Origin of the sequence: Variovorax sp. H27-G14 (genome assembly GCF_046156345.1) — a bacterium.
In the GTDB taxonomy this organism is placed as follows: Bacteria; Pseudomonadota; Gammaproteobacteria; order Burkholderiales; family Burkholderiaceae_C; genus Variovorax.
Map to the genome: position 1 here is coordinate 114,162 of NZ_JAYLVN010000014.1, position 14,788 is coordinate 128,949.

The 14,788-nt window shown below is 66.2% G+C and carries 13 protein-coding genes; 5 read left to right on the top strand and 8 right to left on the bottom strand.

Annotation, left to right across the window (positions count from 1 at the left end):
* Positions 1-7: 7 nt before the first annotated feature.
* The 5 genes from argJ to VLK31_RS26205 are packed head-to-tail and all read left to right on the top strand — an operon-like array spanning position 8 to position 6,539.
* Complete coding sequence (gene argJ, locus VLK31_RS26185; RefSeq protein ID WP_409171393.1) at positions 8-1,237, top strand: bifunctional glutamate N-acetyltransferase/amino-acid acetyltransferase ArgJ; 1,230 nt, start codon at positions 8-10, stop codon at positions 1,235-1,237.
* A complete protein-coding gene (locus VLK31_RS26190) occupies positions 1,234-2,121 on the top strand; it encodes an ATP-binding protein (protein ID WP_409171394.1) in 888 nt (295 codons plus the stop codon). Before argJ ends, VLK31_RS26190 begins: the two co-directional genes overlap by 4 nt.
* A complete protein-coding gene (locus VLK31_RS26195; RefSeq protein WP_409171395.1) occupies positions 2,118-2,564 on the top strand; it encodes an NUDIX domain-containing protein in 447 nt (148 codons plus the stop codon). Before VLK31_RS26190 ends, VLK31_RS26195 begins: the two co-directional genes overlap by 4 nt.
* Positions 2,565-2,567: 3 nt before the next feature.
* Entirely contained in the window at positions 2,568-4,532 is a 1,965-nt protein-coding gene (locus tag VLK31_RS26200; protein WP_409171396.1) for an acyltransferase family protein, read from the top strand.
* Between the two features lie 12 nt (positions 4,533-4,544).
* Entirely contained in the window at positions 4,545-6,539 is a 1,995-nt protein-coding gene (locus VLK31_RS26205) for an acyltransferase family protein (protein ID WP_409171397.1), read from the top strand.
* A gap of 53 nt (positions 6,540-6,592) precedes the next feature.
* Here the strand turns inward: VLK31_RS26205 and VLK31_RS26210 are convergent, their stop codons facing one another.
* The 8 genes from VLK31_RS26210 to pilB form a co-directional block, all read right to left on the bottom strand.
* The gene (locus VLK31_RS26210; RefSeq protein ID WP_409171398.1) at positions 6,593-6,802 is read right to left on the bottom strand and encodes a DNA gyrase inhibitor YacG; all 210 of its coding nucleotides are present in this window, start codon (positions 6,800-6,802) and stop codon (positions 6,593-6,595) included.
* On the bottom strand, positions 6,799-7,554 hold the full coding sequence (gene zapD / locus VLK31_RS26215) for a cell division protein ZapD (RefSeq protein ID WP_409171399.1): 756 nt from the start codon (positions 7,552-7,554) through the stop codon (positions 6,799-6,801). Before zapD ends, VLK31_RS26210 begins: the two co-directional genes overlap by 4 nt.
* Positions 7,555-7,593: 39 nt before the next feature.
* Entirely contained in the window at positions 7,594-8,628 is a 1,035-nt protein-coding gene (locus tag VLK31_RS26220; RefSeq protein WP_409171400.1) for a hypothetical protein, read from the bottom strand.
* 1 nt (position 8,629) lies between these two features.
* On the bottom strand, positions 8,630-10,123 hold the full coding sequence (locus tag VLK31_RS26225; protein ID WP_409171401.1) for an MBOAT family O-acyltransferase: 1,494 nt from the start codon (positions 10,121-10,123) through the stop codon (positions 8,630-8,632).
* Between the two features lie 69 nt (positions 10,124-10,192).
* Entirely contained in the window at positions 10,193-10,801 is a 609-nt protein-coding gene (gene coaE, locus VLK31_RS26230; protein ID WP_409171402.1) for a dephospho-CoA kinase, read from the bottom strand.
* Between the two features lie 8 nt (positions 10,802-10,809).
* Entirely contained in the window at positions 10,810-11,775 is a 966-nt protein-coding gene (locus tag VLK31_RS26235) for a prepilin peptidase (RefSeq protein ID WP_409171403.1), read from the bottom strand.
* Positions 11,775-13,004 carry a type II secretion system F family protein gene (locus VLK31_RS26240; RefSeq protein ID WP_409171404.1) on the bottom strand — a complete coding sequence of 410 codons (1,230 nt, stop codon included), beginning with the start codon at positions 13,002-13,004 and terminating at the stop codon, positions 11,775-11,777. The genes VLK31_RS26235 and VLK31_RS26240 overlap by 1 nt, the downstream gene beginning before the upstream one ends.
* A 27-nt stretch (positions 13,005-13,031) precedes the next feature.
* Complete coding sequence (gene pilB, locus VLK31_RS26245) at positions 13,032-14,765, bottom strand: type IV-A pilus assembly ATPase PilB (protein ID WP_409171405.1); 1,734 nt, start codon at positions 14,763-14,765, stop codon at positions 13,032-13,034.
* Positions 14,766-14,788: the final 23 nt, after the last annotated feature.

The following is a 14,788-nucleotide window of genomic DNA, read 5'->3' on the forward strand; positions in this document are numbered from 1 at the left end:
AAATTCGATGCCCGTGAACCTGTCCGCCCCTGATCCCGCCGCCTTGTTCGCGGTGCCCGGCGTTCGCATCGGCGTGGCCGAAGCGGGCGTGCGCAAGGCCAACCGCAAGGACCTGACCGTCGTGCTGATCGACGAAGGCTCGGCGGTCGGCGGCGTGTTCACCCAGAACCGTTTCTGCGCCGCGCCGGTGCAGGTCTGCCGCGACCACCTGGCGGCCGACTACGGCATTCGCGCGATGGTGATCAACACCGGCAACGCCAACGCCGGCACCGGTGAAGACGGCCTGATGCGCACGCGTTCCACCTGCATCGCGCTGGCGCGCCACCTGGAGATTGCGCCCGAGCAGATCCTGCCGTTCTCGACCGGCGTGATCATGGAGCCGCTGCCCGTGGACCGCATCGAAGCGGGCCTGCCGGCCGCGCTGGACGATGCCGACGCCAACCATTGGGCGCGCGCGGCCGAAGGCATCATGACCACCGACACGATCCCCAAGGCGTTCAGCCAGCGGGTGCAGATCGGCAGTGCCACGGTCACCGTCACCGGCATCAGCAAGGGCGCCGGCATGATTCGCCCGAACATGGCGACCATGCTGGGCTTCATGGCCACCGACGCGAAGATCGACGCCGCGCTGATCCAGCCGCTGGCCAAGCTGCTGGCCGATGCCTCGTTCAACCGCGTGACCATCGACGGCGACACCTCGACCAACGACTCGTTCGTGGTCATCGCCACGCAGAAGGCCGCGCACGCGCCCATCACCGCGCTCGACTCGGCCGATGGCCAGGCGCTTGTGGCTGCCATGCAGAACGTGGCCCGCCTGCTGGCGCAAGCCATCGTGCGCGACGGCGAAGGCGCGACCAAGTTCATCACCGTGCAGGTGGAAGGCGGCAAGGACGCGGCCGAGTGCAAGCAGGTGGCCTATGCCGTGGCGCATTCGCCGCTGGTGAAGACCGCATTCTTTGCCAGCGACCCCAACCTGGGCCGCATTCTGGCGGCCGTCGGCTATGCGGGCATTGCCGACCTCGACCAGACCGGCATCGACCTGTTTCTGGACGACGTGCACGTGGCGGTGAAAGGCGGGCGCAACCCGTCGTACCGCGAGGAAGACGGCCAGCGCGTGATGAAGCAGAGCGAGATCACTGTGCGCATTGGCCTGGGCCGCGGCAACGCCAGCGAAACCGTGTGGACCTGCGACCTGAGCCACGACTACGTGACCATCAACGCCGACTACCGGTCATGAACGAGCAGTTTCAGCAGCTGATCGCGCGCGCCGAACAGCTCATTGCCCGCATCGAATCGATTCTTCCGCAGCCGCTGTCCGCGCCCGCGGACTGGAACGCCTCCATCGCCTGGCGCTACCGCCGCCGCAACTCGGGCCACGGCGTGCTCGAGCCGGTGAAGCATGTGGCCGCAATGTCGCTCGATTCGCTGAAGGAAATCGACGTTCAGAAGGAAAAGATCGCGCGCAACACGCAGCAGTTTGTCGACGGCAAGCCGGCCAACAACGTGCTGCTGACGGGCGCGCGCGGCACCGGCAAGTCGTCGCTCATTCGTGCCTGCCTGCAGACCTATGCGCCGCAGGGCCTGCGCCTGATCGAGGTGGACAAGGCCGAGCTGGTGGACCTGCCCGACATCGTCGAGGTGGTTTCGCAGCGGCCCGAGAAGTTCATCGTGTTCAGCGACGACCTGAGCTTTGACGAGGGCGAGCCGGGCTACAAGGCGCTGAAGTCGATTCTTGACGGCTCGATTGCCGCATCGACGCCCAACGTGCTGATCTATGCGACCAGCAACCGGCGCCACCTGCTGCCCGAGTACATGAAGGACAACCTCTCGTACACCCACACCGAAGACGGCGAAGTGCACCCCGGTGAAGTGATCGAGGAAAAGATCTCGCTGTCGGAGCGCTTCGGCTTGTGGGTGAGCTTCTATCCGTTCAGCCAGAACGAGTACCTGACGATCGTGGCCCAGTGGCTGTCGTCGTTCGGCGTGTCGCCCGCCGCCATCGAGGCCGCGCGGCCGGAGGCGCTGGTGTGGGCGCTGGAACGCGGGTCGCGCAGCGGGCGCGTGGCGTATCAGTTCGCCCGTGACTATGCAGGGCGAGACACGGGGCGGGCCCCCGCGTGAGCGAGCCTCGCAAGCACACCGAAGTCGCGGTCGGCGTTCTGATTCGCCTGTCCGACGACGCGCTGCTGCTGTCGACCCGGCCCGAAGGCAAGGCCTATGCGGGCTTCTGGGAGTTTCCTGGCGGCAAGATCGAAGCGGGCGAAACCGTGGAGCAGGCGCTGCGGCGCGAGCTTCATGAAGAGCTGGGCATCACCATAGAAGGCGCCGAGGTCTGGAAGGTCACCGAGCACGACTACCCGCATGCGCTGGTGCGTCTGCACTGGTGCAAGGTGACGGCCTGGAGCGGCGAGTTCGAGATGCGCGAAAGCCAGCAGATGGCCTGGCAGCAACTGCCGCTGGACGTGACGCCGGTGCTGCCGGGCGCGTTCCCGGTGCTGCAGTGGCTGTGCGAGGAGCGCGGGCTGCCGTTCGTGGCGCCGCCCGTGGTTGCGCCAGCCCCCTGATTGATGCATCCCAAGTACCGTCCGGACATCGATGGGCTGCGCGCGCTCGCAGTGGGCTCGGTGGTGCTGTACCACGCCTTTCCGACGGCGCTGCTGGGCGGCTTCATCGGGGTCGACATCTTCTTCGTGATCTCGGGTTTCCTGATCACGACCATCATTCTTCAGAGCCTTGCGGCCGGTGACTTCACCTACCGCGACTTCTACGCACGGCGGGTGCGGCGGATCTTTCCGGCGCTGATTGTGGTGTTGGCGGCAACGCTGCTCGCCGGCTGGTACCTGCTGCTGTCCGACGAGTTCACGGAACTCGGCAAGCAGACCGTGGGGGGCGCCGGGTTCGTTGCCAACCTGCTGTTCTGGAGCGAGTCGGGCTACTTCGACACGGCCGCCGAAACCAAGCCGCTGCTGCACCTGTGGTCGCTGGGCATCGAGGAGCAGTTCTACATTTTCTGGCCGCTGCTGCTGGGCCTGGCCTGGCGCAAGCGCTGGCCGATGGTGCGCGTGGTGCTGGCGGTGGCGGCGGTGTCGCTGGTGGTCAATGTGACGACCGTGCACCCATTGCCCACGGCTTCGTTCTACTCGCCGGCCTCGCGCTTCTGGGAGCTGATGGTCGGCGGCATTTTGGCCTGCATGCGGCTGAAGCCGCCGGCGCCTAGCGCCTGGCGCAGCCATGTGCAGTCGGTGCTGGGCGTGGGGCTGATCGTGCTCGGCCTGGTGATCATCCGCAGCAACAAGGCGTTTCCCGGCTGGTGGGCATTGCTGCCCACGCTGGGCGCGGTGAGCTGCATCGCGGCCGGCCCGACGGGCGTGCTGAACAAGTACCTGCTGTCGAACCGGGTGATGGTGTGGGTCGGGCTGATCAGCTATCCGCTGTACCTGTGGCACTGGCCGCTGCTGGCCTTCGTTCGCATCGTGGAGGCCGACCCGCTGCACCCGGTGCCGGCCTACCGCGTGGCCGCGATGGTGGCCAGTACGCTGTTGGCCTGGGCCACTTACCGCTTCGTGGAGCGCTTCACCAGAAATCGCCCCGGGCCCGGTACCTTGAAGGCGCTGGGCGCCGGCATGGTGCTGGTGGCCCTGGCCGGCCTTGCAATCTTCCTGGGCGTGCCCGAGCCGCGCAACAGCAGCGACAAGCTGCAGACCGTGGCCAACGCCACGCTGGACGCCGACTACTACGGCGGCTTCAAGCTCGACCAGATCGGCGAGCAGCTGATCTACAAGGTCGGTGGCGGCCCCAGGCGGGTGCTGTTCGTGGGCGACAGCCACGTGCAGCAGTACGCGCCGCGCGTGATGGAACTGGCGCGCACGCTGTCGATGCCGGACACGTCGGCCTGGTTCGCAACCCAGGGCGCCTGCCCGGCCGTGCCCGGTGTGAACGCGGACAAGAACATCGGCTGCGCCGAGCGGCGCGACGCCATGCTGGCCTATGCGCTGGGCCCGGAGATCGACTCGGTGGTGATCGGCGGCTGCTGGAACTGCTACTTCCTGGGCAAGGGCGCCACCGACTATTACTTTCGCGACAGCAGCAACAAGGTGCACCCGTTCCAGAACGGCGATGGCATCGAGCGTTCGCTGGCCTCGATGGAGTTCACGCTGCGCGAGTTGGCGCGCCACAAGAAGGTGTACCTGCTGCTCGACAACCCGGCCGGCGAGGCGTTCTCGCCCAAGCGGCTGATCGAGGGCAGCCGCCTGACGCACATGGAGGTGCTGAACTCCACGCCGACGGCGCCGCTGCCGGCCGACCAGAAACAGCTCAACGACCGCTTGCGCGCGATTGCGCTGGCGAGCGGCGCGGAGCCGATCGACGCGATGGCGGTGCTGTGCAAGGACGACCAATGCCTGCGCACGCTGCCCGACGGTGCGCCCGCCTACAAGGACGCCGACCACCTGCGCCCGCGCTACACGCGCGAACAGGCGAGCTACTTCGACCGCACGGTGCGCGCTGCGGCGGCACCACAGCCGGCGCGCTGAGCGAAGCACAGCATGCACCCCAAGTACCGCCCCGACATCGACGGCCTGCGCGCCGTCGCGGTGGGCTCTGTGCTGGCGTACCACGCCTTTCCGAGCCTGCTGCCGGGCGGCTTCATCGGGGTCGACATCTTCTTCGTGATCTCGGGCTTCCTGATCACGACCATTCTTCTGCAAAGCCTGGCCGCGGGCGACTTCAGCTACCGCGACTTCTATGCGCGGCGCATCCGGCGGATTTTTCCGGCGCTGGTGCTGGTGCTGCTGGCCACGCTGGCCTTCGGCTGGTATGTGCTGCTGCCGGGCGAGTTCTCGCAACTGGGCAAGCAGACCACCGGCGGGGCGGCGTTCTTTGCCAACCTGGTCTTCCTGGGCGAGGCGGGCTACTTCGACGCCACGGCCGAGACCAAGCCGCTGTTGCACCTGTGGTCGCTGGGCATCGAGGAGCAGTTCTACATTTTCTGGCCGCTGCTGCTGGGCCTGGCGTGGCGCAAGCGCTGGCCGATCTTGCGGGTGACGCTGGCGGTTGCGGCGCTGTCGCTCCTGGTCAATGTGCTCACGGTGCAGCCGCACCGGGCGGCGGCGTTCTATTCGCCGCTGTCGCGCGCGTGGGAGCTCATGGCCGGCGGGTTGCTGGCGGCCATGCGGCTGCAGGCGATGAATGCGCCGGTGGGCTCGGGTGGCTCGGGTGCTTCGGGGGACGGTCGTTCCTGGGTGAAGCATGTGCAGTCGGTCGTCGGCATGGGCCTGATCGTGCTGGGCCTGTTCATGACGCGCAGCACCAAGGCGTTTCCGGGCTGGTGGGCGCTGCTGCCGGTGCTGGGCGCGGTGAGCTGCATTGCCGCGGGACCGCACGGCGTGCTGAACCGCTACCTGCTGTCGAACCGGGTGATGGTGTGGATCGGGCTGATCAGCTACCCGCTGTACCTCTGGCACTGGCCGCTGCTGTCTTACGCGCGCATCGTCGCGGGCGGGGAGCCTTCGCTGCAGGTGCGCATCGCGATGGTGGTGGCTTCTGTGGTGCTGGCCTGGGCCACGTACCGGTTCCTTGAACGCTTCGTGAAGCTGCACCTTTCGCCCGGCGTGCTGCGCGGGCTGGCCGGCGGCGGCGCGGCACTGGCGCTGGCCGGCGTGCTGGTGTTTCTGGGCACGCCGCTGCCGCGCAACGACAGCCAGGCGTTGCAGGCGGTGGCCGACGCCACGCGCGAAGACAACTACTACGGCGGCTTCGAAGAGGCTGCGCTGGACGGCCAGTTCGTCTACCGCGCCGGCACCGGCAAGCACAACGTGCTGCTGATCGGCGACAGCCACGTGGAGCAGTACGCACCGCGCGCGCTCGAGCTGGTGCGCACGCAGGCCGACAAGGCCCGCACCGTCTACTTCGCGACCAAGGGCTCATGCCCGCCTGTGCCGGGCCTGTTCAGCGGCGCGGACACCGGCTGCGACGAGCGGCGTACCGCGGTGCTCGACCTGGCGCTCAAGCCGGAGATCGACTCGGTAGTGATCGGGGCCTGCTGGAGCTGCTATTTCACCGGCGCCGGGCCGACCGTGAACTACTTTGTGGACGACATGAAGGTCGTGCATCCGTTCCTGAATGGGGACGGCATCGACCTGTCGCTGCAGTCGCTGGGCGCGGTGCTCAAGCGCATCTCGGCGCACAAGAAGGTGTACCTGGTGCTGGGCAATCCGGTCGGGATGGATTTCGATCCGCTCAAGCAGATCCAGGGCAGCCGGCTGGGCGGCATGACGGCGGCCAGCGGCCAGGGCAAGGCGCCGATGCCGCTCGATCAGGCGCAGTTCAACGAGCGACTCAGGCAGGTGGCGGAAGCCAACGGGGCGCAGGTGATCGCGCCCTTCGACAGCCTCTGCGCGGGCGGGCAGTGCATTCGCAGCATGCCGGACGACGGTTCGCCGGCCTACAAGGACATCGGCCATCTGCGGCCGCGGTACGCGCGCAGCTTTGCGACGTACATCGACCCGGCCTTGCTGGACGAGGGCGCGGGCAGCAGGTAGCCCAGCTGGCGCTGGCAGGCAGTTGCGCTGTGCGCCGTGCCCGCGCGGCCCGCTCACTGGAGCTTGGGGTCGCCGAAAGGATCGTCGTCGGGCGGCGCCTCGGCCGGCATGCGGAATTCTTCGCTGGCCCAGGCACCCAGGTCGACACCCTTGCAGCGCGCGCTGCAGAACGGCCGGTAGGCGTTGCTCGGCGCGTAGATGCTGTCGCCGTTGCAGGTGGGGCAGCGCACGACGCGGTCGCCCTTGCTGTTCACCCGGCTCATGCGCAGAGGGTCAGCTCGAAGGGCGCGTCGTCCGAGCTTTGGTGCATGCGGTCGTCCTTGTCGTGGCGCATGAGGCGCACCGACACCATGAGACGGTTGCCGCTGATCTCGGGGACCAGGCCCAGCTTGGGGTCGATGCGCAGGCGCAGCAACTGAAAGCTGCGGCCCTGCGGCAGGTTCTGCTGAAACTGCCCGCGCGTGGCGAGCACCTTGTAGGGCACGTCGGCATCGCGCAGCAGCTTGAGCAGCAGATAGATCGACGAAGCCAGCGGCGACAGCGTGTTCGACCAGCGCTCCAGGTCGGCGCGGCGGCCGGGCGCGGGGCGGTGCTGCCAGGCGAAGTAGGCCGGCAGGTCGAACTCGCAGGTGCCGCCGGGAATGCCGGCGCGGCTGCGGATGCTCATGAGCCACTCGTTCTCGGTCAGTGCCTGGCCGGCCTTGCCCGCCACGCCGTTGAGCGTGGTGAAGTTGCGCTCGAGCTGGCCGACGACCTGGTCGAGCACGGCTTCGGCAATGGCCGGATTGCCGCGGTAGCTGTTGAAGACGTTCTTGTGCTTGTCCAGGTCGCGCAGCACATCGGCCTTCAAGTCGGCCCGCGCGGCGACGTCCATGATCTCGAAGATCGTGATCAGGGCGTAGTGATGGGACAGCGGCGACTCGGAGGGCACCAGCTCGCCGAGGCGGCGAAACAGGTGCTCCAGCCGCAGGTACGTGCGGATGCGCTCGTTGAAGGGGTACTCGTAGAGGATCACGCGTATCGGTTTTTCACGTCAGGTTCGAGCTTGTTGCGCTCATTGTGATTTGGCAGCCGGCGCGGGCAGCACTTGGCGCACAGCCTCCAGCATACGCTGACCGAAAAGAATGTAACCCCGGGTCGAGACGTGGGTCTCGTTGGCAGGGAACAGGTCCATGACCTTGAAGCGGTTCTGCTCCGCCAGTTCAAACAAGTCAGGCCCGATATTTTGCGGGTTGAACACGGCCCGGAACTGGTCGGCATGGTTTTGTTGCAAATACACCGTGCTCTTGTTGGGCACCACCATCCACACCACTTTGTAGGGCGAGGACGTGGCTTCGAAGCTCTTCATGAAGCGCGCCGACTTGGCCGACAGCGCCGCGTTGACGCGGTCCTCGGCGGTCATCAGCAGCTTGTCGCAGGCGTGGTGGCTGAACTGCTTGCAGCCGTCGGGCACCACGCGCGCGTCGATCAGCGGGCCCCAGCGCTCGGGCGTGTTGGTCCAGCTGTCGGAGCGCAGGATGGCCTTGGTGTTGTGGTACGTGAACCAGCCGCTGAGCAACTGGGCGTCCCAGTTGATCTGGAAGCCGGGCGCGGGCCTGGCCGGGTTCTCGAACGGCGGCGGCGTCGGCTTGAAGGCGTGCTTCATCGTCTTGCAGGCCTCGGACTTCTCGATGCGGTCTTCGAGCAGGCGCTCGATGCTTTCGACGATGACAACCTTGCCCTTGAAGCCGGACTTCTCGAGCCAGCTGGGGAAGTCCTCGCACAGCTTGCCGTCCAGGTTGTCCCAATGGGTGGTCGTGACCTTGTAGCCCGCGCCCACCAGCGACGCCTGCCAGGCGTAGCGCACGGAGAAGCTGTCGCCGATCACCAGAATGTCGGACTCGTTGATGGGCCAGGTCTTGACGTCGGCGTCGGGGATGGGCGGCGGCGGCACATGCCAGCCGAACTCGCGCTCCGAGATGCGCCCGATGCGCGTCAGGTCGCCATAGGGAATGGGCGTGAACAGGCTGATCAGCAGCAGCGCGCAGCACGCGATGTAGCCCGCGGCAAAGATGCGAAGCCAGGTCTTGGCCGATGTGGTGTCTTCCATGTCAGAACTGGAAATAGAGGAACGGGCTGTAGCTGCCGAACTTCGACACGCACAGGCCAAACAGATAGATGCAGCCCAGGCCCGTGGCCCAGGTGGCCATGCGCTGCAGGCGCGGCCGTCCGGCCAGGCCCGCGACGGCGGGGATCCAGCGGTCCAGCGTGATGGTGGGCGGCAGCGCCAGGCAGATCACCAGGCCCACGAGCAGCGTCTGGAAGAACTCGGGCTTGCGGAACGGCACGCGGAACTCGCCGAAGGCCGACACGGGCGCGCCGTGCAGGCCCAGCATGCCCTTGTAGATTTCGATGGCGGCCGTCAGGCTGTCGGCGCGGAACACCACCCAGGCAATCATCACGCACAGGAAGGTGATGAACCAGCCGATCGCGCGGCCGTACCACGTGCTCGTGGTTTTGCCGCGGCGCACCTTGGCGTTCCAGAAGTGGTTGACCATCAGGAAGGCGCCGTGCAGCGCGCCCCAGATCACGAAGGTCCAGGCGGCGCCGTGCCACAGGCCGCCCAGCAGCATGGTCAAGAACAGGTTGATGTAGCGGCGCGCCGGGCCCTTGCGGTTGCCGCCCAGCGGCACGTAGAGGTAGTCGCGCAGAAAGGTCGACAGCGAGATGTGCCAGCGCCGCCAGAACTCGATCATGTTGGTCGACTTGTAGGGCGAGCGGAAGTTGAGCGGCAACTGCACGCCGATGCACAGCGACAGCCCGACCGCCATGTCCGAGTAGCCCGAAAAGTCGAAGTAAATCTGCAGTGTGTACGCCAGCACACCGAACCAGGCCGTGTACAGCGAGGGCATCACGCCCTCGTGCACGCCCTTGAACATCATGTCGGCGTACTGGCCCATCGGGTCGGCAATCAGCATCTTCTTGGCCAGGCCGAAGATGAAGATGCCCAGGCCGAGCGCCAGGTTGTTGGCGTTGAACCTGTAGGTGGCCGGGCTGTTGAACTGCGGCATCATCTGCGCGTGATGCAGCACCGGCCCCGCGATCAGGTGCGGGAAGTAGGTGACGAACAGCGCGTAGTGCACGAAGCTGCGCTCGTGCACCTTGCCCTGCCAGCAGTCGACCAAAAAAGCGATCTGCGTGAACGTATAGAACGAGATGCCGATCGGCAGCACGATGTGCACCAGGTCGATCTGCGCAAAGCCCGCGGCGGCCAGGCCGGTATCGATGTTTTCCAGGAAGAAGTTGGCGTACTTGAAGACCGCCAGTACCCCGAGATTGATCACCAGCGCAATGATCAGCAGCGCCTTGCGGTGCTTGTCTTCCCGGCCCGGAGAAGGGGTGAGCCGCAGTCCGAACCAGTAGTTGATGCAGATCGAGCCCAGCAGCAGAGGCAGCGCCTTGACGCTCCACCAGCCGTAGAAAAAGAGCGAGGCCAGTGCCAGGAAACCCGCCGCCGCTCGGGGGCTGCGCGCACCGATCGCGAAGAAGCCGATCAGGACCAGCGGGAAGAAAACAAAGATGAAGGGATACGAATTGAAAAGCATCGTGAGGGGCGCTGAGGCGTGCGCCGTTTGACGTGATCGTCGTGTCGCCGTCGCGGCGTCAACCCTAAATTATCGCGTGCCCGGCCCGACCCACCGTTCCCAGAGACCCCACACCTGCGCACCGAGTTCCGCCAGCGTCAGGGACTCGTTGTAAATCACTGCGTCTGCGGCCGCCCGGCGCGCCCTGCGCGGTGCCTGTTGGGCGATCACCGCCTCGACAGCTTCGGGCGTCCAGCCTGAGCGCGCAACCACGCGCTGCAGCTGCGTCTGCTCGGTCGCGTCGACCACCAGCACCCGGTCCACGATGGTGCGCCAGCGGCCGGATTCGACCAGCAGCGGCACGTCGAACACCACGACCGCGTCTTCACCGGCCGCCGCGGCCTGGCGCTGGGTTTCGGTGCCGATCAGGGGATGCAGGATGGCTTCGAGGCGCAGCTTGGCGCCGGCGTCCGAGAAGACTATTTGGCGCATGACGGCCCGGTCCAGCCCGCCGTCCGCGCCAATGACGCCGGGGCCGAAGGCGGCCTCCAGAGCAGGCACCGCGATGCCGCCGGGCTGCGCGATGGCGCGCGCGATGGCGTCGGTATCGACCAGCACCCCCCCTTGCTTCACCAGCAAGCCGGCCACGGTGCTCTTGCCGCTGCCGATGCCGCCTGTGAGGCCGATGCGCTGCACCATGCCTTGTGTCAGCGGACCAGCGCGCCCAGGGGAAAGGCGAACGGGATCCATTGCCTCACGACCTCGGGGCCCGCCACCAGGCAGATCAGGCCCGCGCCGGCCAGGAAGGGGCCGAAGGCGATCGGGATGTCCTTGTGGGCCAGCTTGCCGGCCACACGCAGCGTCACGCCTATCACCGCGCCCACCAGCGAAGACACGAGGATGATCGCGATGAGATAGTCGGCGCCCAGCCACGCACCCAGTGCGGCGAGCAGTTTGAAGTCTCCATAGCCCATGCCTTCCTTGCCCGTGACGAGGCGAAAGGCATGGTACACAAGCCAGAGGCTCAGGTAGCCGAACACGGCGCCCCACACCGCCGAACTCAGCGTCACGCCGGTCCAGCCCATGGCCGCGCCGATCAGGCCGAGCCACAGCAGGGGGTAGTTGAGCGAGTCGGGCAGGAACTGGGTGTCGAAATCGATCAGGAACTGGCAGATCAGCAGCGCGCCGAACGCGGCCCACAGCACGCCTTGCGGCGTGATGCCGAAACGCCAGGCACACAGGGCGAACAGGCCAGCGGTGACCAGCTCGACCAGTGGGTAGCGCGGGCTGATGGGGGTCTTGCAGCCGCCACAGCGGCCACGCAGGAACAGGTAGCTCAGCACGGGCACGTTCTCGTACCAGCGGATCGTGTGGCCGCAGGCGCCGCAGCGCGAGGCAGGGCGGGCCAAGTCGAAAGGCGGCTGCGCTTCGAGGAGCGCAGCCGCCTTGTCGGCCGCGGCCTCCAGCCCGGCTGGCGGCACAACCTTCACGCCGAAGGCCATCGACCACAGCGAAGGAGCGTCCTTGGAGGACATGAGGTTCGCGACCGCGTCGGCGAGCCAGTCGCGGTACATCATCACCGGCGTGCGGTAGATGACGACATTCATGAAGCTGCCGATCAATAGCCCCAGCACGCCGGCGAACGCGGCGTCGAACTCCCTCGACACCAGCATCAGACGACCTGGCCGAGCTTGAAGATGGGCAGGTACATCGACACCACGATGCCGCCGATGATGGTGCCCAGGAACACGATGATGATGGGCTCCATCAGGCTCGACAGGCCCGCGACCATTTCGTCCACTTCGGATTCGTAGAAGTCGGCCGCCTTGCCCAGCATGTGGTCGATGGAGCCGGATTCTTCGCCGATGGCGGTCATCTGGATGACCATCGAAGGGAAGAGATTGACGTTGGTCATGGCCGCCGTCAGGCTGGTGCCGGTGGACACCTCCTGCTGGATCTTCGACGTGGCATCGCCATAGACGCTGTTGCCCGAAGCGCCGCCCACCGAGTCGAGGGCTTCGACCAGGGGTACGCCCGCGGCAAACATGGTCGCCAGCGTGCGGGTCCAGCGGGCGATGCACGATTTTTCGATCAGGCTGCCGAAGATGGGAATGCGCAGCAGCACGCGGTCCATGACTTTCTGGAAGCGCTCGTTGCGCCGCCAGGCCTGCAGGAAGAAGTAGATGCCACCACCGATGCCGCCGAAGATCAGCCACCAGTAGGAGACGAAGAACTCGCTCATGGCCATCACGAACAGCGTGGGCGCAGGAAGGTCGGCGCCGAACGAGGTGAACACCTGCTTGAACGCCGGGATCACGAAGATCATGATGACGGCCACCACCACGAACGCCACCACGACCACGGAGGTCGGGTACATCAGCGCCGACTTGATCTTGGACTTGATCGCCTCGGTCTTCTCCATGTAGGTGGCCAGGCGGTCGAGCAACTCTTCAAGAATACCGGCCGCTTCGCCGGCCTCCACCAGGTTGCAGTAGAGGTTGTCGAAGTACTTCGGGAACTTGCGGAACGCCGCCGACAGCGAGGTGCCGGTTTCCACGTCGGATCGAATGTCGTTGAGCAGCTTGGCCACGCTCGCGTTCGCGTTGCCGCGCCCGACGATGTCGAAGGACTGCATCAACGGCACGCCGGCCTTCATCATGGTTGCCAGCTGGCGCGTGAAGATCGCGATGTCTCGGGGCTTGATGGCTTTGCCCGAGCGCATGCGGCGCTTCTTGATCTTCGATGCGAGCACGCCCTGGCGGCGCAGTGCCGCCTGCACCTGGTTTTCGCCGGCGGCACGCAGCTCGCCGCGCACCAGCTTGCCGTTGCGGTCCTTGCCCTCCCACTCGAAGACAAACTCCTTGTGCGTGGGCTTGGAGCGGGGGGATGCCACTGTTGCCATTCGATCTCCGGTTTCTCGGTGTGTTCGTTATATGTTGGTGCAGGCAACCACTTCTTCCAGCGAAGTGAGACCTTGCATGACCTTGCGCAGGCCCGACTGGCGCAGCGAGCGCACGCCTTCGGCCTCCGACTGCTGGGCGATGTCGAGCGCGCTGCCGTCGCGCAGAATGATTTCCTGGAGCGCTTCGGTGATCGGCATCACCTGGTAGATGCCCACGCGCCCCTTGTAGCCGCCGCTGCATGCGGAGCAGCCGACGGGGCGGTAGGGCTTCCAGGTGCCGTCCAGTTGCGATTCCTGGAATCCGGCTTCCAGCAGCGCTTCGCGCGGCACGTCGCCTGGCACCCGGCACACGGTGCACAGTCGCCGGGCCAGGCGCTGCGCGGTGATCAGGATCACGCTGGACGCAATGTTGAACGGCGCGATGCCCATGTTGCGCATTCGCGTGAGCGTGGTGGGCGCGTCGTTGGTGTGCAGCGTGGACAGCACCAGGTGGCCCGTTTGCGCGGCCTTGATCGAGATGTCGGCGGTTTCCAGGTCGCGGATTTCGCCGACCATGATGATGTCCGGATCCTGGCGCAGGAAGGCGCGCAACGCGGTCGCGAAGGTCAGGCCTGCCTTCTCGTTGACGTTGACCTGGTTCACGCCGGGCAGGTTGATTTCGGAGGGGTCTTCCGCCGTTGCAATGTTCACGCCCGGCTGGTTCAGCAGGTTCAGGCAGGTGTACAGGGACACCGTCTTGCCCGAACCCGTGGGGCCGGTCACCAGCACCATGCCGTAGGGCCGGCCGATGGCGTGCAGCAGCCGCGCCTTTTCGTCGGCGTCGTAGCCCAGCGCATCGATGCCCAGGCGCGCGCTGCTCGGGTCGAGAATCCGGATCACGATCTTCTCGCCGAACAGCGTGGGCAGGGTGCTCACCCGGAAGTCGATGACGCGGTCGGGCCCGATCTTGAGCTTCATGCGGCCGTCTTGCGGCACGCGTTTCTCGGAAATGTCGAGCCGCGAGATGACCTTGATGCGCGACGCCAGCTTGTCCTTGATGACGGTGGGCGGGCTGGCAATTTCGCGCAGCTCGCCGTCGATCCGGAACCGCACGCGGTAGTTGTGTTCGTAGGGCTCGAAGTGAATGTCCGACGCGCGCATGCCGATGGCGTCCAGCAGCATCTTGTGAAGAAAACGCACCACCGGCGCGTCTTCGACTTCGGCGATTGCCTGATCGGACGCGTCGCTCGAAGTTTCCGCCGTGACTTCGTCGAACTCGAATTCGCTGCCGACGATGTTGTTGATGGTCTCCGCCGCGCTCACGGCAGCGGCTTCGATCATGCGCGACAGCTTGTCGTATTCCGCGATGACCCAGTCGACGCCCATCTGCGAGGCGAACTTGATCTTCTCGGCGGCCTGCTGGTCCGACGGGTCGGCCGTGGCAACGATCAGGCGGTTGTTGCGCTTGCTGAGGACGACGATGCGGTAGGCGTGGCAGAGCTTGGCGTCGAGCAGGTCCTTGGGCAGGCGCTGCGGATCGATGGCATCGAGGTCGAGCAGCGGGGCGCCGAACGCGCTGGACAGCGTGTGGGCAAGGTCGGCAGCCGATACGGCGCCAGAACCTGTCAGCTCCGCGATGAAGCTGGTACGACCACTCAGCGATTTTTGATAGATGTCCTCTGCGGACTTGGCAGGAAGCTTGCCGGCTGAAACCAAGGCGCGTGCGAGCCCCGGGAGCGCAATCTGCGTAGGTTCTTTGAGTGGAAGTTCGGCAGCGGCCATTCAGCGAATGCAAAAGATGTGAA

Bases quoted from the DNA above. Each gene is read 5' to 3' on its own strand.
- coaE (WP_409171402.1), bottom strand. From the start codon at position 10,801: ATGGTGCAGCGCATCGGCCTCACAGGCGGCATCGGCAGCGGCAAGAGC.
- VLK31_RS26210 (WP_409171398.1), bottom strand. From the start codon at position 6,802: ATGAGCCGGGTGAACAGCAAGGGCGACCGCGTCGTGCGCTGCCCCACC.
- VLK31_RS26240 (WP_409171404.1), bottom strand. From the start codon at position 13,004: ATGGCAACAGTGGCATCCCCCCGCTCCAAGCCCACGCACAAGGAGTTT.
- VLK31_RS26235 (WP_409171403.1), bottom strand. From the start codon at position 11,775: ATGCTGGTGTCGAGGGAGTTCGACGCCGCGTTCGCCGGCGTGCTGGGG.
- VLK31_RS26205 (WP_409171397.1), top strand. From the start codon at position 4,545: ATGCACCCCAAGTACCGCCCCGACATCGACGGCCTGCGCGCCGTCGCG.
- argJ (WP_409171393.1), top strand. From the start codon at position 8: ATGCCCGTGAACCTGTCCGCCCCTGATCCCGCCGCCTTGTTCGCGGTG.
- VLK31_RS26190 (WP_409171394.1), top strand. From the start codon at position 1,234: ATGAACGAGCAGTTTCAGCAGCTGATCGCGCGCGCCGAACAGCTCATT.
- pilB (WP_409171405.1), bottom strand. From the start codon at position 14,765: ATGGCCGCTGCCGAACTTCCACTCAAAGAACCTACGCAGATTGCGCTC.
- VLK31_RS26220 (WP_409171400.1), bottom strand. From the start codon at position 8,628: ATGGAAGACACCACATCGGCCAAGACCTGGCTTCGCATCTTTGCCGCG.
- VLK31_RS26200 (WP_409171396.1), top strand. From the start codon at position 2,568: ATGCATCCCAAGTACCGTCCGGACATCGATGGGCTGCGCGCGCTCGCA.
- VLK31_RS26225 (WP_409171401.1), bottom strand. From the start codon at position 10,123: ATGCTTTTCAATTCGTATCCCTTCATCTTTGTTTTCTTCCCGCTGGTC.